The sequence below is a fragment of the Paraburkholderia sp. Clong3 genome (genome assembly GCF_050436485.1).
GTDB lineage: Bacteria > Pseudomonadota > Gammaproteobacteria > Burkholderiales > Burkholderiaceae > Paraburkholderia > Paraburkholderia tuberum.
In genome coordinates this window covers 877,594-896,509 of the sequence record NZ_JBNDMH010000002.1, presented here as the reverse complement: position 1 = coordinate 896,509, position 18,916 = coordinate 877,594, and the positions used below count along the sequence as shown (strand labels likewise).

Annotated in this window: 16 protein-coding genes; 7 read left to right on the top strand and 9 right to left on the bottom strand. The window is 67.1% G+C overall.

Translation table 11 applies throughout. From position 1 onward, the window contains the following. Positions 1–43 precede the first annotated feature (43 nt). Positions 44–973, top strand: coding sequence for a LysR family transcriptional regulator (locus OKW30_RS08410; protein WP_090805804.1), 930 nt, complete (start codon positions 44–46; stop codon positions 971–973). Positions 974–977: 4 nt separating this feature from the next. On the opposite strand, the gene phnX is transcribed toward OKW30_RS08410, so the two are convergent. Then, positions 978–1,781 (bottom strand): phosphonoacetaldehyde hydrolase, encoded by an 804-nt coding sequence (gene phnX, locus OKW30_RS08405; RefSeq protein WP_184065853.1) that lies wholly within the window; start codon positions 1,779–1,781, stop codon positions 978–980. A gap of 48 nt (positions 1,782–1,829) precedes the next feature. Then, a complete protein-coding gene (locus OKW30_RS08400; protein WP_429346479.1) occupies positions 1,830–3,080 on the bottom strand; it encodes a 2-aminoethylphosphonate--pyruvate transaminase in 1,251 nt (416 codons plus the stop codon). A 118-nt stretch (positions 3,081–3,198) separates the two neighbouring features. Between OKW30_RS08400 and OKW30_RS08395 the strand changes: the two genes are divergently transcribed. Then, on the top strand, positions 3,199–4,098 hold the full coding sequence (locus tag OKW30_RS08395) for a LysR substrate-binding domain-containing protein (RefSeq protein ID WP_429346478.1): 900 nt from the start codon (positions 3,199–3,201) through the stop codon (positions 4,096–4,098). 117 nt (positions 4,099–4,215) lie between these two features. Here the strand turns inward: OKW30_RS08395 and OKW30_RS08390 are convergent, their stop codons facing one another. Both OKW30_RS08390 and OKW30_RS08385 read right to left on the bottom strand, forming a co-directional pair. Next, positions 4,216–4,962 carry a glucose 1-dehydrogenase gene (locus OKW30_RS08390; RefSeq protein WP_184065859.1) on the bottom strand — a complete coding sequence of 249 codons (747 nt, stop codon included), beginning with the start codon at positions 4,960–4,962 and terminating at the stop codon, positions 4,216–4,218. Between the two features lie 180 nt (positions 4,963–5,142). Next, positions 5,143–5,364, bottom strand: coding sequence for a hypothetical protein (locus OKW30_RS08385; RefSeq protein WP_184065862.1), 222 nt, complete (start codon positions 5,362–5,364; stop codon positions 5,143–5,145). Between the two features lie 196 nt (positions 5,365–5,560). Between OKW30_RS08385 and OKW30_RS08380 the strand changes: the two genes are divergently transcribed. Both OKW30_RS08380 and OKW30_RS08375 read left to right on the top strand, forming a co-directional pair. After that, positions 5,561–6,448 (top strand): LysR family transcriptional regulator, encoded by an 888-nt coding sequence (locus OKW30_RS08380; RefSeq protein ID WP_429346477.1) that lies wholly within the window; start codon positions 5,561–5,563, stop codon positions 6,446–6,448. A 124-nt stretch (positions 6,449–6,572) separates the two neighbouring features. Next, positions 6,573–7,922 carry a TAXI family TRAP transporter solute-binding subunit gene (locus tag OKW30_RS08375; RefSeq protein WP_184022767.1) on the top strand — a complete coding sequence of 450 codons (1,350 nt, stop codon included), beginning with the start codon at positions 6,573–6,575 and terminating at the stop codon, positions 7,920–7,922. A gap of 27 nt (positions 7,923–7,949) precedes the next feature. On the opposite strand, the gene OKW30_RS08370 is transcribed toward OKW30_RS08375, so the two are convergent. The 3 genes from OKW30_RS08370 to OKW30_RS08360 all read right to left on the bottom strand — a co-directional run bounded on the left by OKW30_RS08370 (position 7,950) and on the right by OKW30_RS08360 (position 10,966). Further along, positions 7,950–8,852, bottom strand: coding sequence for a ProQ/FinO family protein (locus OKW30_RS08370; RefSeq protein ID WP_429346476.1), 903 nt, complete (start codon positions 8,850–8,852; stop codon positions 7,950–7,952). 90 nt (positions 8,853–8,942) lie between these two features. Next, positions 8,943–10,307 carry an ATP-binding protein gene (locus OKW30_RS08365; protein ID WP_184065871.1) on the bottom strand — a complete coding sequence of 455 codons (1,365 nt, stop codon included), beginning with the start codon at positions 10,305–10,307 and terminating at the stop codon, positions 8,943–8,945. Beyond that, positions 10,304–10,966 carry a response regulator gene (locus tag OKW30_RS08360; RefSeq protein WP_018417800.1) on the bottom strand — a complete coding sequence of 221 codons (663 nt, stop codon included), beginning with the start codon at positions 10,964–10,966 and terminating at the stop codon, positions 10,304–10,306. The genes OKW30_RS08365 and OKW30_RS08360 overlap by 4 nt, the downstream gene beginning before the upstream one ends. 219 nt (positions 10,967–11,185) lie before the next feature. Between OKW30_RS08360 and OKW30_RS08355 the strand changes: the two genes are divergently transcribed. From OKW30_RS08355 to OKW30_RS08345, 3 genes are read left to right on the top strand one after another with little or no spacing between them, the layout of a single operon-like run. Beyond that, the gene (locus tag OKW30_RS08355) at positions 11,186–12,595 is read left to right on the top strand and encodes a TolC family protein (protein ID WP_429346475.1); all 1,410 of its coding nucleotides are present in this window, start codon (positions 11,186–11,188) and stop codon (positions 12,593–12,595) included. Then, positions 12,585–13,709 carry an efflux RND transporter periplasmic adaptor subunit gene (locus OKW30_RS08350; RefSeq protein WP_429346474.1) on the top strand — a complete coding sequence of 375 codons (1,125 nt, stop codon included), beginning with the start codon at positions 12,585–12,587 and terminating at the stop codon, positions 13,707–13,709. Before OKW30_RS08355 ends, OKW30_RS08350 begins: the two co-directional genes overlap by 11 nt. After that, complete coding sequence (locus tag OKW30_RS08345; protein WP_429346473.1) at positions 13,706–16,765, top strand: efflux RND transporter permease subunit; 3,060 nt, start codon at positions 13,706–13,708, stop codon at positions 16,763–16,765. Before OKW30_RS08350 ends, OKW30_RS08345 begins: the two co-directional genes overlap by 4 nt. Positions 16,766–16,803: 38 nt before the next feature. Here OKW30_RS08345 and hpnK read toward each other — a convergent pair whose 3' ends face one another. Then, positions 16,804–17,634, bottom strand: a complete 831-nt coding sequence (gene hpnK / locus OKW30_RS08340; protein ID WP_429346472.1) for a hopanoid biosynthesis-associated protein HpnK — start codon at positions 17,632–17,634, stop codon at positions 16,804–16,806. Further along, positions 17,634–18,899 (bottom strand): bacteriohopanetetrol glucosamine biosynthesis glycosyltransferase HpnI, encoded by a 1,266-nt coding sequence (hpnI, locus tag OKW30_RS08335; RefSeq protein ID WP_429346471.1) that lies wholly within the window; start codon positions 18,897–18,899, stop codon positions 17,634–17,636. Before hpnI ends, hpnK begins: the two co-directional genes overlap by 1 nt. Positions 18,900–18,916: the final 17 nt, after the last annotated feature.

The window sequence follows — 18,916 nt, the reverse complement described above, 5'->3', positions numbered from 1 at the left end:
GCGCCACGCCGTCCGCTACAACAAAAACGTTTTTTGGACTCGAATGATCAATCTTTTTCAGGCCATGCAGGCCTTCGTCAAGGTGGCCGATGTCGGCAGCTTCGCGCAGGCCGCCGGGCAACTGAACGTGTCGACGTCGGTCGTCACGCGTCATGTGTCGAGCCTCGAACAGCATCTCGGCATTCGCCTGTTTCAGCGCACCACGCGCAAGGTCGTGCTGACCGAGGCCGGCGCGCAATACGCGGACGGTTGCCGCGTGCTGCTCGCCGAACTGGAGGAAGTGGAGTCGCGCGCGACCACGGCCTCGCGCGACGTGGCCGGCGACCTGCGCATCGTCGCGCTCGGCAGTTTTTCGCTGTTTCGGCTAACGCCGCTGTTCGCCGAATATCAGGCGCGTTTTCCGCAAGTCAACCTGCGCGTCACGCTGACGGAAAAACGGGTCGATCTGCTCGAAGGCGGCTTCGATGTCGGCATCGTGACCGAGCATATGATCCGCTCGGAGTCGCTGGTGGCGCGGCGTCTGATCAACTCGCACGCGGTGCCGGTGGCAGCGGGCGCGTATCTCGCGCAGGCCGGTCATCCGCAAACGCCGGCCGAACTGGACGGGCATCGGCTGATTGCCGCGCCGTTCGACACGACCGGCCCGATGTGGATCTTCCGCAAGGGTGACGGCGATGCCGAAAGCGCGAGCGAGGACGGCGACGACAGCGGCGAGAGCATCGCGATCGATGCATCGTTCACGGTCAACAGCATGATCATGCAGAAGCAGGCCGCGCTGGGCGCGATGGGCATCGCGCTGCTGCCGCTCGAAATGGTCGAGGACGAGTTGCGCGCCGGCACGCTGGTGCGCGTGCTCGACGGCTATGCGGTGCTCAATGGCGACGTGGCCGTGTCGCTGGTGTATCCGAGCCGCGAGTTCGTGCCGCGCAAGGTGCGCGAGTTCATCGATCTCGCGGTCGGTTTCTTCAAGTGACGCTTCAAGGCCGTTCGCCGCGCGCGAGCCGCGCTTCGATGTCGTACACGACCGGCATCAGATCCGCGACGCTATCGATCACGTAATGCGCGCCCGCCGCCTTCAGCCTGGCCATCGCGGCGTTGCGGCGCGCGGCGAATTCGTCGGCCGGCAACGCCTTCACCTCCGCCTCGCTCATGCCGAACGCGTTGCCGCTCACCGCGACACCGACCGCCCACGTGCCGGCGTTGATGCCTTCTTCGATACCGACCTCGGTGTCGTCGACCTTGATCGCCTCTTTCGCGCGCCACACGCCGAGCTGCGGCAGCGTCCGGTAGATCATGTACGGTGACGGCCGCCCTTCCGGCGTATCGCCGGTGCACACGATGCTGTCCGGCGCAAAGCCCTGCGCGGCCGCGCCCGGTACGATTTCGTCGATGATCTCGCGGGTATAGCCGGTCGTCGTGCCGATGCGGATATCGTTCTGACGCAAGGCGCTCGCGACTTCGGCGACGCCCGGGATCACCGCGCTGTAGCTCGCCGCGACCGCGATGTTCTTCGGCACGAACACGTCGTACACGGCGTCGATATCGGCGTCGGTCGGCGTATGGCCATGGCGCTCGGCCCAAGCCTGCGCCACGCGCGGCAGCGCCATCAGCGCCGCGATGTGCGGCCGCTTGGCCATGCCCATCGGGCCGCGCGCTTCGTCGATCGTGATCGGCACGCCGAACTGCTCGAAGGTCTCGACGAATGCCCCCATCGGCGCGCGTGAACCGTAGTCGACCACCGTGCCGGCCCAATCGAAAATCACTGCCTTCACGTATTTCATCTGCTTGACTCCCCAGGAATCCGAATGTATCGGGTTTGCTGTCGCGGCTCAGGCCGCCTGCGCGAGCGCCTTGCGTTCGTCGAGCGCGGCGGGCGGCGGCCCCGCGTGCGTGACGCCCATCGTGCGCAGCGCTTGCGCGCAGGCATCGACCACGCGTCGCATCACCTGCTCGTCGACCTGACCGATGCAGCCGATGCGGAAACTGTCGACCACCGTCAGCTTGCCCGGATAGATGATGAAGCCCTGCTCCTTCATCAGTTCATAGAAGCGCGCGAACTCGAACGACGGATGCGCCGGCGAAAAAAACGTCACGATGATCGGCGAGCGCCAGCGCCCGTTGAGCAGCGGCTCGAAGCCAAGCTCATGCATGCCGGCCACCAGCACGTCGCGATTGTTGGCGTAGCGCGCGAGCCGCGCGGGCTGCCCGCCTTCGAGCTGGTAGAGACGCAGCGCCTCGAGGAACGCGGCCACCGTATGCGTGGGCGGCGTGAAGCGCCACTGGCCCGTGCGATTCATCACGTCCCATTGATCGTAGAGATCGAGCGCGAGCGAATGGCTGCGGCCTTTCGCCTCGCGCAGGGCGCTATTGCGCGCGATCACGAAGCCGAAACCCGGCACGCCCTCGATGCACTTGTTCGCCGACGACACGAACGCCTCGCACGCGATCTGCCGCACGTCGAGCGGCACCGCGCCGAAGGCGCTCATCGAATCGATCAGCAGTTTGCGGCCATGCCTCGCGACCGCGGCTGCAATCTCATCGAGCGGATTGAGGATGCCCGAGCTCGTTTCGCAATGGATCGCGACCACGTGCGTGATCGATGGATCGGCGGCAAGCATGCGCTCGACTTCGAGGCCGCGCGGCGGCAGGTAGTCGCCCTTGTCGAGCAGTGTGCAGGCGCGGCCGAGATAGCCCAGCGTGATCGCTGCGCGCTTGCCGTACGCGCCGTTCGCGAGCACGAGCGCGTGGCCGTCGCGCGGAATCAGGCTGCCGAGCATCGCTTCGACGCAGTAGCTGCCGCTGCCCTGCAGCGGCACGCAGTCGTAGTCGCCCGCGGCGTCGCCGGCGATCGCCAGCAGGCTCGCGCGCAACTCGGCGGTCATCGCGCGGAAGTCGCCGTCCCACGAGCCCCAGTCGCGCAGCATCGCCTGTTTCGTCGATAGTGCCGTGGTCAGCGGGCCCGGCGTCAGCAGATAAGGCTCACCGCCAGCCGGCGCGGCGCAGGGTGTGGTGCAACGGGTCGATGTTGCCGCGGCTGCCACGGCCAATGTCGCCGCCGAACCGCCGATCGCGCTTTCCATGTCCGCAACTCCGATATCGCTATGTCGATAGCTCACACGATACAGAAGCGTTGTCCATCGGTAAAATCGATATAATCGATGACGGTATCGCAAAAACTTATTTGCTGGCGAGGCACACGTGCAATACGCGCAATTGCGGGCGTTCCATGCGGTCGCGGAACATGGCGGCTTTTCGAAAGCGGCGCAGGCGTTGTCGCTGACGCAGCCGGCGGTGTCGGATCACGTGCGGCGGCTCGAACAGGATTACGGCGTCAAGCTGTTCGAGCGCGGGCCGCGCGGCGTGGAGACGACTGAGCTCGGGCTGCGCCTGTTCAGCGTGACACGGCATATGCTCAGTTGCGAGCGGGAGGCGCGCCAACTGCTCGAATCAGCGGGCGGGCTGGAGTCGGGTTCGCTATCGCTCGCGGCCGATGCGCCCGATCTCGCCGTCGCGCTGATCGGCGCGTTTCGCCAGCGGCACCCGGGCATCGTCGTCACGCTGTCGATCGCCAATGCGGCAGAGTGCATGCAGCGCGTGCTGTCGAGCGCGGTCGACGCGGCGATCACGGCCGCGCCGCAGGTGCATAGCCGCTTGCAGTCGCGCGTGTTGCGGCGCGATCCGCTGGTCGCGATGGTGCCGGCGAGCTACCCGGCCGCGAAGAAGCGCCGGCTGAGTTACGCGGAGCTCGTCGAACAGCCGATGATCTTCCGCGAGCCGCAATCGGTCACCCAACAACTGCTCGAAATCGAGCTCGTGCGCGAGTCGTTGCAAGTCGAGCCGGTCATGTACGTGGATGGCCGCGAGGCGCTGGAGGAAGCGGTCGCGCAGGGAATCGGCGTCGGCGTCATTGCGCGCGCAGAGTTCAACGAGTCGCGGCGGATCCGGATGGTGCCGCTGCTCGATTGCCGCGTGCAGATGAGCGAATCGCTGACGCGGCTCGCCGAGCGGCCGGGTTCGAATCTGCTCGACGCGTTTTTTGCGGTGGAGTTGCCGGGAGCCGAAACAGAGGTCTTGGGGAGCGATGTTCAACGCGCGTAGAGCTCGCGCGCCGTCGCTGCAAGGAGCGGCGTGGCCTTCATGCTGCCGGCCCCGCCGCCCGCGAGCGCGCTCGAATTGTTCCGCGGGTTGCCGCGAGCGTTGGCAACCCCTTCAGACTTAACGCGAGCCGCCGCTCGCGATCAGGCTCTCGCCCGTCAACCAGCGCGCGTCATCCGACGCGAGGAACGCGACGACATCCGCGATATCGTCGGGTTGGCCGATACGGCCGAGCGGCGTCGTGCTGATCGCCCACGTTTCGAAGTCCGAGCCGATCACGCCGGCGGTGTGGGTGCCCTCGGTCTCGACCATGCCCGGATTCACCGAATTCACGCGGATCTTACGCGGTCCGAGTTCCTTCGCGAGCACGCCGGTGATCGCATCGACCGCGCCCTTGGTGGCCGTGTATACCGCGGTGGTCGCCGGCGTGATGCGGGTCACGACCGAGCTCACGTTGACGATGCTGCCGCCTTCGCCCAGATGCCTGGCCGCCGCCTGCGTCACGAGCAGCAGCCCGAGCACGTTGACATCGAAGTGCTTATGGAAGTGCGCTTCGGTGATCTCTTCGAGCGCCGCGAATTCATAGACACCCGAGTTGTTGACGAGAACGTCGAGCCGCCCGTACGTTTCGATCGCCGTATCGATAATGCCGTTCGCGTCCGCGGCCTTCGACACGTCACCGCCAACCGCGACCGCCTTGCCGCCCGCCGCCGTGATATCGGCGACCACCTTGTCGGCGCCCGCGCGGCTCGACGCATAGTTCACCACGACCGACGCGCCTTGCGCCGCCAATGCCTTCGCAATCGCCGCTCCGATGCCTTTCGATGCACCCGTTACAACCGCTACCTTGCCTGTGAGCTTGCTCATCATCGTGTCCTTTCAATGGTTCGCGCCGGCATGCCTCGCGAGGAGCCGCGGGGTCCACGCCAATAAAAGCCGGAAATGCAGTGGCGCTGTCACTGGTCGTTAATTTAGGCATGGCGCGAGGCCGGATAAAGCGGCTCGAGACGAATTGATACGCCGCTTGCGACGAACAATCGATTCGCATCAGACCTCGATGGCCCCGTTTACGCGTGGCTTACGACGATTGATGCTGTTTGGCTTGCGCCGCGGCGTCGGCGTCGCGCAAGCACGCGCTGACCGAGCTGCCGCAACCAGCGTGCCGAGTACGATGCCCGCCAGCATCGGCCCTAAGCGTTCGACGAGCGCGCGCACGCCCGATCCCGCAAACAGCTGCCACTCGTTGGTGACGAACGACGGCAACAGCATGCGCGAGCTGAATGCGCTGCCGCGCGCGGAAAAGGCGCTCGTGCGTCATCTGGCCGGTATTTAGCGGCGCTGTTGCTATCATTCGTTGCCCTCGCGCAGCGCCGCGGCGGCAGCACCGTACCGCAACCGGCAGCACCCAACGCGCAGCAGACCAACGCAACACCAATCGCCGACGCATCACACCTCAGAGGCATGCATGGAATTTCGCCAACTTCGCTACTTCATCGCGGTCGCCGAGGAAATGAACATCACGCGGGCGGCCAATCGTCTGCATATGACACAGCCGCCGCTGTCGCGGCAGATCCAGCAGATCGAGGAAAGTATCGGCCTGCCGCTGTTCGAGCGCGGCTCGCGGCCGTTGCGGCTCACCGAAGCCGGCCGCATTTTCTACACGCAGGCGAAACGTCTGATCGATGAAGCCGATGAGCTCGCGCCGCTCACGCGCCGGCTCGCGCAACTCGCGGAACGCATCGTGATCGGTTTCGTACCGTCGACGCTGTATGGCGCGCTGCCCGCGGTGATCCGCTCGTTTCGCGAGGCCGCGCCGCACCTCGAGCTGTCGCTGATCGAGATGTTCACGATCGAGCAGTTGGCCGCGCTCAAAGGTGGCCGCATCGACGTCGGTTTCGGCCGGCTGCGCTTCGACGATGCGCAACTCGCGCGCGAAGTGCTGGTCGAGGAACGGATGATCGCCGCGTTGCCGCAGGACCATCCACTCGCGCGGCAAAAGAAGCCGCTCACGCTTGCCGCGCTCGCCGAGGAAACGCTGATCGTCTATCCGAGCACGCCGCGGCCGAGCTATGCGGACCAGCAGATCTCGGCAATGCACGATCAGGCGCTGGAGCCGAAAGCGATCCATGAAGTGCGGGAGTTGCAGACCGCGCTAGGGCTGGTCGCCGCGCAGGTCGGCGTGTGTCTCGTGCCGGAGAGCGTCGAGGGCTTGCGCGCGCATGGCGTCGCGTACCGGCCGATTCCGTCGGCAAGCGCCGCGTCGCCGATCATCATGAGCCGGCGCCTGCAGGACGAATCGCCGGCGACGCTGCTGATGTGCTCGCTCGCGCGGCAGTTGTTCAAGCGCGTTTGAGCGCCGCGTGCGTGAGCACGGCGACGCGGCGCCGCGCGCCCGGTCAATAGAGCGAACCGTCGACGGGCAAAGCCGCCCCGCACAGGCGACAATGCCTTCACCTGGCTTCCCGCACGGAGTCTTCATGAAAGCGCAGCGTCCGCGGCCTCCGCACTTTCCCGCCGAACCTACGCGCGCCGAATGGCGCGAGCACCTGCTGCCCTACTTCATCACGGCGCTGCTGATCGCGTTCGCGATCGTGCTGATCGTCTGGATCGCCAATCCGGCGCCGCCGCGCACGATCACGATCAGCGCCGGCCCGCGCGACAGCTCGTTCGTCGTCACCGCGAACCAGTACCGCAAGATCCTCGCCCGCAACGGCATCCGCCTGAACGTGCTCGAATCCGAAGGTTCCGTGCAGAACCTGCAGCGGCTGCTGGATCCGAAGCAGCACGTCGATATCGCTCTCGTGCAGGGCGGGGTGGCCGAAGGGCTCGATACTTCGTCGCTGGTGTCGCTCGGCAGCGTGTTCTATGTGCCGATCGTCGTGTTCTATCGCGGCGCGGCGCTCACGCAACTGGCGCAGCTCGAAGGCAAGCGGATCGCGGTCGGCCGCGAAGGCAGCGGCACGCGGCTGCTCGCGCTGCAACTGCTCGCGGCGAACGGCATCGAGCCCGGCGGCGCCACGACGCTAGTGCCGAGCGACGGCCTGCAGGCCGCCACGCAGCTGGTTGCCGGCGAGGTCGACGCGGCGATTCTGAGCGGCGATTCGGCAACGCGCGGCCTGATGCTGCGGCTGTTGCGCGTACCCGGCATCTCGGTGATGAATTTCGACGAAGCGAGCGCCTATACACGCGTCTTTCCGTTTCTCGACCAGATCGACTTGCCGCCCGGCGTGCTCGATCTGAAGCGGCGCATTCCGCCCGAGACCGTCCACCTGATTAGTCCGACGGTCGAACTCGTCGCGCGCAGCACGCTGCATCCGGCGATTTCGGACCTATTGATCGAGGCGGCGCAGGAAGTGCACGGCGCCGCGGGCCTGTTGCAGCACGCCGGCCAGTTCCCGAACCCGGTCGAGCACGAATATCCGATCAGCGAAGACGCGCAGCGCTATTACCGGACCGGCAAGGGCTTTTTGTATCGGACGCTGCCTTTCTGGCTCGCGAGCATCGGCGATCGTACGCTCGTCCTGCTATTGCCGGTCGCGGTGCTGCTGTTGCCCGCCATGCGCGTGATTCCGGCGCTGTACCGGTGGCGGGTGCGCTCGCGCATCTATCGTTATTACGGTTCGCTGATCGCGATCGAGCGGCACGCGCTCGCCGGCGCAACCGACGAGGAGCGCACGCAGCTACTGGGGCAACTGGACGAGATCGAAGCGGCGCTGAGCCACCTGCGCATGCCGCTCGCGTATGCGGATGCGTTTTACGTGCTGCGCGAGCATGTGGGATTCGTGCGCAGCCGGTTGACGGCTGCGCCGCCCGTCATGGCCTCGTGATCGAGGCCATGACGGGCTGTGCCAAGGTTAGGCTTGGGAGGGGGGCGAGGCGGGAGCGGTGGCTTGCGGTTCGTGTTGCGCGCTGGTCTGCGCCTGGGTGTCCGCGCTCCCGGCGGCATCCGCCGCTACGGCTTCCGGCGACGCAGCAGCGACATCCGCTTGGCGGCCCGCTTGTTCCGCGACTGCCGCTACCGCTGCTTCGGCATGTGACGCTTCAGCGGCCGCGCCCTCGGCCGGTGTACCTGCATCGGTCGGCGCATTCGCGCTTGCCGTCGCGGTGGCGGCCTTCTGCGCGCCCTTCGCCGCGCGATGCGCGAGCAGGCGCTGAGCACCCGCCGCTTCCTGCGCCGTGACCTTGCCGGCTTCGACGCCCGCCAGGTCGACGCGCGCCGCGCCTTCGACGAGGCTCTTCCAGTAGCGCCCGCCACGGCACCACGTCTTGATCGCGTCGCGCAGTTCGGCTTCGCTCAGCGACAACTCCTTCGCATGCACGACGAGGTCTTCGAAAATGCCGATCTTCAGCGGCAGCTTCGGGGCCGGATTCTTCGGGAAAGCGACCGGGAAACGTTTTTGCAGACGACCGATCGAGCGCACCACCGGGTCCACCGGCTTGGCGTCCACCGCCGGCTTGGCGGGCGCGGTGTGGCGCGCCGGCTGCGGGCCGCCGGCTCGCGTGCCCGGCTTGCCGTCCGGGCGAGCGCCGGCCTTTGCGGCCGGCTTCGCGCCGGGCCGGCCACCGGGCTTCGTGCCCGGATTGGCGCCACGCTCGGCATGTGAACCAGGATGTGCCCCTGAACTTGAAGCGGGCTTGCCGGCGGACTTCGAAGCGGGGCGCGTGGCCGATTTGCGATCGGCCTTGCCGGCGGACTCTGCGGCGGCGCGCGCCGCGGCCAGTTGCTTCTTCAGTTCAGCGAGTTGTTCGAAACCCATAGTGCACAACCAATCTGTCGATCTGTAAAAATGAGATTGTAGCAGCGTGCGCCTACGTGCTTGTGACAACCCGAGCCGCATTGACGATCGTCAATTCGCGGCCATGACGGGCGCGTCGGCGGCGGGCGCGCGCAGCCCTGTGACCGACACCCGCAAACCGGGCGCCCCGACATTGTTGCTCAGCGACAGGCCGAGCTGATGCCGCTCGGCGATCCGCGCGACGATCGCGAGACCGAGCCCGCTGCCCTCGCCCTTCGACTCCTCGCCGCGATAGAAAGGGTCGAACACGCGTTCGAGTTCCGCCTCCGGAATTCCCGAGCCGCTGTCGACGACCTCGAAGCCCACGCGCTCGCCCGTGCGTCGCAGCACCACGTCGACACGGCCGCCCGGCGGCGTATGACGGATTGCGTTATTGATCAGGTTCCCTAACAACACGCTGATACTGTGCGGCTCCGCGAGCACCGTATAGGCGTCGTTCGGTGTGAGCGCGTGTTCGCATTCGAGGCCGAGATCGATCTCGCGCAACTCCGCGAGCACGGAACAATCGCTGACCGCCTGCTCGCCGATGCGGCGCAAGCTGACCGGCACCGTCGACGTGACCGGCTGCGCGTCTTCGCGCGCGAGCGTCAGCAGTTGCTGCACGAGGTGGATGATCCGGTTCACCCGCTGTTCGACGCGCTCGAGCGTCTGCCCCTCGCCTCTCAGCGATCCATCGCGCGACGCCGCCTGCAGTTGCAGCTTCAGCGCCGCGAGCGGCGAGCGCAGCTCGTGCGCGGCATCGGCGATGAACGTGCGCTGCGCCTGCGACGCCGTATGCAACCGTTGCAGCAGATCGTTCAGCGCTTCGACGAGCGGCCGGATTTCGACCGGCAGGTTGCCGTCGAGCCGCAGCGGTTCGAGCGAATCGATCGAACGCGTCGCGAGCGCGCGCGACAGTCCGCCGATCGGCGCGAGCCCGCGCGCGACCACCAGCAGCACCAGCGCGATCGTCACCGGCAGCAGCACGCCGAGCGGCCACAGCGTGTGCAGCGCGAGCTGCAACGCGAGTTCTTCGCGCACCGAGACCGGTTGCGCGACCTGCACGTAGCGGTCTGTCTGCGCGACGCCGAAGATGCGCCAGTGGTATTCGCCGCGCGGCACTGTGTGAAAGCCCGGGGGCAGACGCTCGAACACCGGCGCCTGCGCGGAGCGATAGACGAGCGTACCGCCGCGGTCCCAGATTTCGATGACGATGCGGTCGTCGGCGAGATCGCCGAGGTCGGGTTCCCGCCGCTCGCGGCTGCCCGCGCCGCTCAGCGCCGACGGCAGCGACAGCGCGACGGTGCGCAGTTCGTAGTCGAACAGCTCGCTCGCCTCGCGCCGCGCGGTATGGAAGATCGCGAAAGCCGCGACCATCGACGCCGCCGCCATGCCGAAGATCAGCCAGCCGAGCAGCCAGCGGCGAATCGACGTCATCCGCACCTCTTCAGGCGGTAGCCGACCCCGCGCACGGTCACCACCTGATCCGCGCCGATCTTGCGCCGCAGACTGTGCACATGCACTTCGATCGTATTGCTGCCGACTTCCTCGCCCCAGCCGTACAGCTTTTCTTCGAGCTCGGCCTTCGTGAACACGCGGGTCGGCTCCTCGATCAATGCCTGCAGCAACGCGAATTCGCGCGGCACCAGCGGCAACGGCACGCCGTCCTTGGTGACTTCATGCGCGGCGGGGTCGAGCGTCAGTTCGCCGTGACTGTAGACCGGCTGCTTCTGGCCGGTGCGTCGGCGCAGCAGCGCGCGAATGCGCGCGGCCAGTTCGTCGAGATCGAACGGCTTGATCAGGTAGTCGTCGGCGCCGGCGTCGAGACCGCGGATGCGCTCGTCGACCGCGTCGCGCGCGGTCAGGATGATCACGGGCGCCGCGCCGCCGTTGCGGCGATACGCGTTCAGCACGTCGATGCCGTCTTTTTTCGGCAGGCCGAGGTCGAGCAGCACGAGGTCGTACACGCCGTTATCGAGCGACAGTTCCGCCGCGCGGCCGTCCTCGGCCCAGTCGATCGCGTAGCCGGCGCGGCGCATCGCGCCCAGCACCGATTCCGCGATCATGTCGTCGTCTTCGACCAGTAGCAGGCGCATGGCCTCTCCTCTCCTTGGTGCGGTTTTGGCCGCCGCATTATCGGCCGTCGCAGCTTAACGAACCCTTACGGGGTGCTGATGACGCGTCGATTTCGCACGGCCCGGCTCGCGCGCTTCGACGTTAAGCCTGTCTTAAGCGCGCGCTGCGGAAAATCAGCTCTCTGCGAGGCCTCGTTCGCGAGTCGCTCGCCCCTTCCGATGATTCGCAGGAGCCGGATTTTGCCCGATTTCCATCCCGTCGCGGCGCTGCGTCGGCGCGCACTGATGCCGTTGTGCGTGCTGCTGATGAGCGGCTGCGCGACCTATCACCGCGAGCCGCTCGCGCCGCAGGACACCTCGACGTCCGCGCGATCGCTCGAACGGATCCGCATCGATCCCGCTAGCATGCCGCTGCCCGAACTGGCCGCGCATCGTTTCGATCCCGCCGACGGGCTCGACATCGATGAAGTCGCGATGCTCGCGGTCGCCAACAACCCCGATCTGAAGCTGGCCCGCGACGATCTCGGCATTGCCGGCGCGCAGGCCTATTCGGCGGGTCTACTGCCCGACCCGCAACTGAGCGTGTCGAGCGATTATCCGGGCGCGGCCGGCACCACGCGCGCGTTCAATTATGGCCTCAGCATCGACGTGATGGCGATCGTGCTGCGCAGCGCGAATAAACAGTCCGCCGACGCGACGCTCGCGAAGACCGATCTCGGCCTGCTGTGGCAGGAATGGCAGGTCGTCGCGCAAGCGCGGCAGCTGTTCGTGAAGCGCTGCTTCCAGCAGCGCACGCTGCCGCTGTTGCAACAGCAGCGCGAGCTCGCGCGCACGCGCTACGAGCGCATGGCCGCGGCGCGCGCCGCTGGCAATCTGACCGACGATACGCTCACCGCCGCGCTGCTCGCCTACGGCGACGCACGCAAGCAATACACCGATGCCGAGCGCGCGGCCGCGCAAACCCATCACGATCTGAATGCGTTGCTGGGCCTCGCGCCCGACGTGCAATTGCAATTGCAATCGGGCAGCGACGACGTCGCGCCGCTCCCCGACGCCACACTCGACTCAGCGCTCGCCGAGCTCGCCCGCCGCCGCCCCGACCTGATCGCGCTGCAGGCAGGCTACGAAGCGCAGGAGCAGAAATATCGCGCGGCGATTCTGAGCCAGTTCCCGAGTCTGTCGGTCGGCTTCGTGCGGGCGCGCGACACGTCGAACATCTACACGAGCGGCTTTCAGGTCAACCTGAGTCTGCCGATCTTCAACCGCAACCAGGGCAACGTCGCGATCGAAAAAGCGACCCGCCAGCGGCTTCGCGACGAGTACCAGACCCGCCTGAACCAGGCGTATGCGGACGTCGCCCGGCTACGCGAAGACAGCGCGATTCTCGCGCGCCAATTGCAGCAGACCGAAGCCGCGCTGCCCGGCGTCGAGCGCGCCGCGCGCGAAGCCGCGGCGGTCTACGCCGAACACAACCTCGTGCTCGGCGCATACACCGATGCGCAAAGCGCCGCGCTCGCGAAACGCATCGACGTCGCGACGCTGCGCGAAGCGCTCGCCGAACAACGCATCGGCTTGCAGGCGCTGCTCGGCAGCGCGATTCCCGATGCTTTCTCTTCCGCTCAGACTTTCATCGACACTCATGCGAAATAGCCTATTCTCGTCGCGGCATCCGTGGCCGCGCGTTGCGGCCGTCGCCGCGCCGCTCGTTTGCGCGATCCTGCTGTATGCATCGGTCCATCCGGTTCGTGCGGACGACAACGCCGCCAGCCAAGCTCAACCGTCGGTCGCGGTACAGACCGTGCGCGTGCAGCGCGCCGCAATCGCGCAGCCGGTGCGCGGCTTCGGGATCGTCGCGGCCGCCGCGTCGAACCTGACGACGATCAACCTGCCCTACCTGTCGCGTATCGTGCAGATGCGAGTGCAGGCGGGCGAGACCGTCAAACGCGGCACACCACTCTTCGTCGTGCAGGCCGATCCTGCCGCGGTGCTTGCCGCAACCCAGGCGAGAAGCGCGCTGACGCTCGCGCAAGGCGAACTCGTGCGTACCCGGTCGCTGTACGACAAGGGGCTCGCGACGCAATCGCAGCTCGCCAGCGCGAGCAAGGCCGTCGACGATGCGCGCGAAGCGCTCGCCGCGCAGAATCAGACCGGCATCGCGAGCGGCAACAAGGTCGTGACCGCGCCGTTCGACGGCGTGGTGCTGCAGCTATCGGCGGCACAAGGCGACCAGGTGCAGGCCGGCGCGGCGATTCTGCAACTCGCGAGTGGCGCGAGCCGCGACGCGCGCGCAAACGTGACGCTCGGCGTCGAGCCCACCGACGCCGCAACGATCCATCCCGGCGACATCGTCACGCTGCACGGCCTGTCCACGGCACTCGCACAGACGTCGATCGAAGGCCGCGTGGTGCTGGTCGGAGCCGCGATCGATCCGCAATCGCAACTGGTCAACATCGGCGCGACGGTACCGCTCGCGCAGACGCCGTTCATCCCCGGCACACGCGTTTCTGGCGACATCGCGACCCGCACCGGCACGCACTGGATCGTGCCGCGCGCGGCCGTGCTGCAGGATGGCCAACACGCGTACGTGTTCCAGATCACGCCGCAAAACAGGGCGCGCCGCGTCGCGGTGAGCATCGCGGTCGAAAACGGCGAGCGCTACGGCGTCGACGGGCCGCTCGACCCCATGCTCGGCGTCGTGAGCAGCGGCAACTACGAGCTGAAAGACGGCATGGCGGTACGCGCCGGCGGGGATGGCGCGCGATGAACTTCGGTCAATGGATGCAGACGCATCGCCGCTCGCTGCTGTTCGTCATCGCCTTGCTCGCGATAGCCGGCGCGCTGAGCGCATTCCGTCTGCCGATCTCGCTGTTTCCGAACGTCGCGTTTCCGCGCGCGGTCGTGTCGCTCGACGCGGGCGACCGCCCCGCCGAGCAGATGACGACGCTCGTCACGATGCCGGTCGAGGAAGCGCTGCGCCGCGTGCCGAACGTGCGCGACGTCGAATCGAGGACGAGCCGCGGCGCCGCGGAGATCTCGCTGAACTTCGACTGGGGCACCGACATGGCGCAGGCGACCTTGCAAGCACAATCGGCGATCAGCGAAATTCTCGCGACGCTGCCGCCCGGCACGACGATGCACGTGCGGCGCATGGACCCGACCGTGTTTCCGGTGCTCGCGTACAGCCTGACGTCGACGCGGCAATCGCTGTCCGCGCTGCGCGATCTCGCGCAGTTCCAGATGCGGCCGCTGCTGTCGTCGGTGGAAGGCGTCGCGCGCGTCGAGGTGACCGGCGGCGCGCAGGACGAGTTCGAAGTCGCGGTCGATCCCGCCCGCCTCGCCGCGTACAAGCTGTCGCTCGCCGATGTATCGAAGGCGATCGGCGCGAGCAACGTGCTGATGGCGAACGGCCGCATCGAGGATCACGACAAGCTGTACCTCGTCGTCACGAACTCGACGATCACGCAGCTCGACGAACTGCGCAACGTCGTCGTGGCCGCCAACGGCAATGCGAACGGCGCGCAGATCCGTCTGGGCGACGTCGCGGCGGTGAGCCGGGGCGTGGTGCCGCAATGGATACGCGTCACCGCCGATGGTCAGGATGCGGTGCTACTGAACGTGTACCAGCAGCCCGGCGCCAACAGTGTCGCGATGGCGCGCGCGATCCGCGCGAAGATCGCGGCATTCGAGCCGCAGATGCCCGCGGGCGTGCATCTGTCGAACTGGTACGACCAGAGCGAACTGGTGCTCGCGTCTGCCACCAGCGTGCGCGACGCGATCATGATCGGCATCGTGCTCGCGGCATTGACGCTGTTCTTCTTCCTGCGCAACTGGAAGATCACCGCGATCGCGGTCGCGCTGGTGCCGGTCGTGATGGCCGCGACGATCCTGCTGCTCGACGTGTTCGGCATGGGCTTCAACATCATGACGCTGGGCGGTATGGCGGCCGCGGTCGGCCTCGTCATCGACGACGCGATCGTGATGATCGAGCACATCGTGCGGCGCATGCGCGAAGCCGGCGCGCGCGCGTTCCACGGCCGCGTGATGGCCGCGGCGCTCGAATTCACGCGGCCGCTCGCGGGTTCGTCGGCGGCGACACTGATCATCTTCGTGCCGCTCGCGTTTCTGTCGGGCGTGACGGGGGCCTTTTTCAAGGCACTGTCGCTGACGATGGCGAGCGCGCTGTTCATTTCGTTCCTCGTCACATGGCTCGCGGTGCCGATCCTGTGCGACCACTGGCTGAAGCCCAAAGACGCCGAGGAGCACCAGGAAACACGTTTCGCCGCGTGGCTGAACCGACGCTATGCGGTGACGGTCGGGCGTGTGATCGCGAGGCCGCCGCTCGTGCTGCTCGGCGTCGTGCCGTTGATCGTCGTCGCGGCGTTCGCGTTCACGCGCGTCGGCAGCGGCTTCATGCCGAGCATGGACGAAGGCGGCTTCGTGCTCGACTATCACACGCAGCCGGGCACGTCGATCACCGAAACGGACCGGCTGATGAAGCAGATCGAGCAGATCGTGCGCGCGAACCCGAACGTCGCGACCTATTCTCGCCGCACCGGCGCGGGTCTCGGCGGCGATCTGAACGAGCCGAACAAGGGCGACTTCTTCGTGCGGCTGAAGTCCGGCAAACGCGAGCCGATCGACGCCGTGATGAAAGAAATCCGCTCGCAGATCGACACGCAGGTGCCGGGCGTCAGCATCGAGCTCGCGCAGCTGATGGAAGACCTGATCGGCGATCTGACCGCGGTGCCGCAGCCGGTGCAGATCAAGATCTTCTCCGACGACCCGCGCACGCTCGACACGACCGCGCGCAAGGTGGCCGCGCGCATCGGCCAGATTCAGGGCATCGTCGACGTGAACGACGGCATCAATCCCGCCGGCGACGCGATCGAACTGCACATCCTGCCCGCCGCTGCCGCGGCCGAAGGCATGGACCCGCAAGCGATCGCGCAGGCCGTCACCGACATGCTCGAAGGCAATGTCGCGACGCAGTTCCAGAGCGGCCCGAAAACGGTCGGTGTGCGCGTGCGCGTGAACGGCGCGCGCCAGATGACTGATACGCAACTGGGTCAGCTACAGATACGCGCGCCGGACGGACATCTGTTCGCGCTGAAGCGCGTCGCCGATCGCGTGAGCGTCACCGGTCAGCCCGAGATCAGCCGCTCGAATCTGAAGCGGATGGTCGCGGTCACCGCGCGTATCGACGGGCGCGATCTCGGCTCGACGATCGCCGACGTGCAGAAGGCGCTCGGCGACGCGAACCTGCTGCCGTCCGGCGTCTATTACGAGCTCGGCGGTCTGTACCAGCAACAGCAGATCGCCTTCAAGGGTCTGTTGACCGTGTTCGGCGCCGCGATCGCACTCGTCTTCGGCCTCCTGCTGTTCCTGTACGAGCGCCTGCGCGTCGCGCTCGCGGTGCTGGCGATGCCGCTGCTCGCGGCCGGCGCGGTGTTCATCGGCCTGTGGATCACCGGCATCGAGTTGAACATCTCCGCGATGATGGGCATGACGATGATCATCGGCATCGTGACCGAGGTCGCGATCTTTTATGTGTCGGAATTGCAGGCGCTGGTGCGCGACGACGAGATGCCCTTCGACGACGCGTTGCAGGCCGCCGGCCGCAACCGTCTGCGGCCGATCGCGATGACGACGATCGCCGCGATCCTCGCGCTGTTGCCGCTCGCGTTCGCGCTGGGGCAAGGCTCGGCGATGCAGCAACCGCTCGCGATCGCGATCATTTCGGGACTGATCGTGCAGTTGCCGCTCGTGCTGTTGCTGCTGCCGGCGTTGCTGAAGCTGTTGATGAAAAAGCAGCCGCTGTGAGCGTGGCCAAAGTTTTCCGCGTTTCGCGAGGCATGGCGCTACGCGAGCACATCCGCGAACCCGCCGAGCCGCCCCCCAAGCGCGCGGATCGCGGCGGCCACCCGTGGCGACAGCAGCGCCTGCAACTCGTCGGCATGCCGGTAGTCGTGCATGCCGTCGCTCAGCGCGTCGCCGGCCAGCGCCGGATGACAGTAGATTTCGCCGACACCATGCGGCAGATTCGCGAGCGCGGCGAGCCAGGTCGCCTCATCCATGCGCCCGCTCGCCGCGATGCCGACCACGTAGTCGTTGTGCGCGATCTCCGCGCGCTCCAGCCGCGTCTTCACGTGCGCGATCCACGGCCGCAGCCACAGCGGCGCGTTCGCTTCGAACGGCAGACGCATCGCCTTCATGCCGTAGTCGCGGCCGATGTCGAGGATCAGGCCGAGCACGGTCGGATGCAGATGAAAATGCTTGTGCGTGTTCACGTGGTCGAGCGTAAGGCCGGTCGCGGCGAAGGCTTCGAATTGCGCGCGAATTTCGTGCGCGAGCTGCCGGCGCACGTGCGGCAGAAAAAAGAAGCGCACGCCGTCACGCACCATGTTGCTGCCGAAGCGGCCATTCTCGTCGAGCAGCGCGGCGACCTGCTCGCGCGGCGCCAGCGCGGCGCCGTCGGCCAGCACCAGATGCAGGCCCACGCGCAGTTCCGGCAGCATACGCGCGCGCGCGACCGCGTCTTTGGCGGCCGGCGCGCCGACCATCAGACTCGCGGCGCGCAGCACACCGTTGCGATGCGCGCGCTCGACCGCGATATTGACGCGCTGATGCAGACCAAAATCGTCGGCGGTGATGATCAGTCCGCGCGACTGGGTGGGTTTTGCGCTGTCCATCACGTGAGGCTGTCCAGCCGGCCGCTGCGCTCGGCGGACGGCGTGCCGAGCTGCATGCGCTCGCCGCGCCACACGACGTGCGAACCGAACGCGCTGACGAGCCACTGGAGCGCGAGCAGCGTATCGCGCAACGGCACCAGCGGCAGATCGCGCCAGAACGTGCGCGCGCGGCGTGCCGCGCGCAGGTGCAGCAGCAGGCGCGCGCCAACGCAGACCGCGGTGGCCGACGCGCTCGCGACCACCGCCGCCAAAGGCGCGTGAGCACACGTCGCGAGCGACACGGTCAGCCCCGCGCTCGTCAACAGCCACGGCGTGGGGAAGGTGATCAGCAGCGACACGAAGCCCGGCGGATTGACCGAGCGGATCGTGCGCAGCCAGCGCGTTTCGCGCTGCCACAGCGCCGCGAAGGTCGGCTCGATCACGTCGGTCGCGACCATCACGCGCGACAGCACCGTTTGCAGACCGAGCGCGCGCACGTGCTCGGCGAGCCAGTAGTCGTCGGCGAGGCAGTTTTTCAGCGCTTCGAAGCCGCCGATGCGCTCCAGCGTCGCGCGCCGCAACGCGAGCGTCGCGCCGAAGCCGAAGCGGCGCGAGCCGATCGCATGGGCGACCCGCACCGAGGGTGCGAACCACTCGTTGATGAACAGCGCACCGACACGCGGCCAGAAGCCGCCGACGCCGCGCGCCACGTACAGGCACGTGACCACGCCGACGTTCGGGTCCGCGAGCGGCGCGGCGACGCTGTCGAGATAGTCCGAGTCGACCGCGATGTCGCTGTCGGCGATCACGATCATGTCGTGGCGCGCGCGTGCCGCCATGTTGATCAGGTTGCTGACTTTCAGATTGCTGCCGTGTATGCGTGTGTCGATTGCAAGCTCGATGTCGCGCTTCGGATAGGCGGCCTGCAAACGGCGCACCACCGCGATGGCGGGATCGTGCGGCGACGACACGCCCAACACCAGCTGAAAATGCTGATGTCGCTGTTCGCAGAAGGTTCGCAGATTTTCGTAGAGACGCGGCTCGGCGCCGCACAGCGGCTTCAGCACGCTGACACCAACTTGCGCGAACGGCCCGGTTGGACAATCGAGCGAATCCATCAGCGAACGGCTGAGCGCGCGATTGACGGCCCTGCCCCCATGATGGTTCGATTTATGTCGGGCGGTGAAAAACGGCATGGCGAGCGCGGCGGCTACCGTGTAGATCGAGGCGCTAACGCAGGCGGCTAACAGAAGCCATTGACATGCCATCAACGCGTGCGCCGCCATTGTGTGTCGTCCGTATC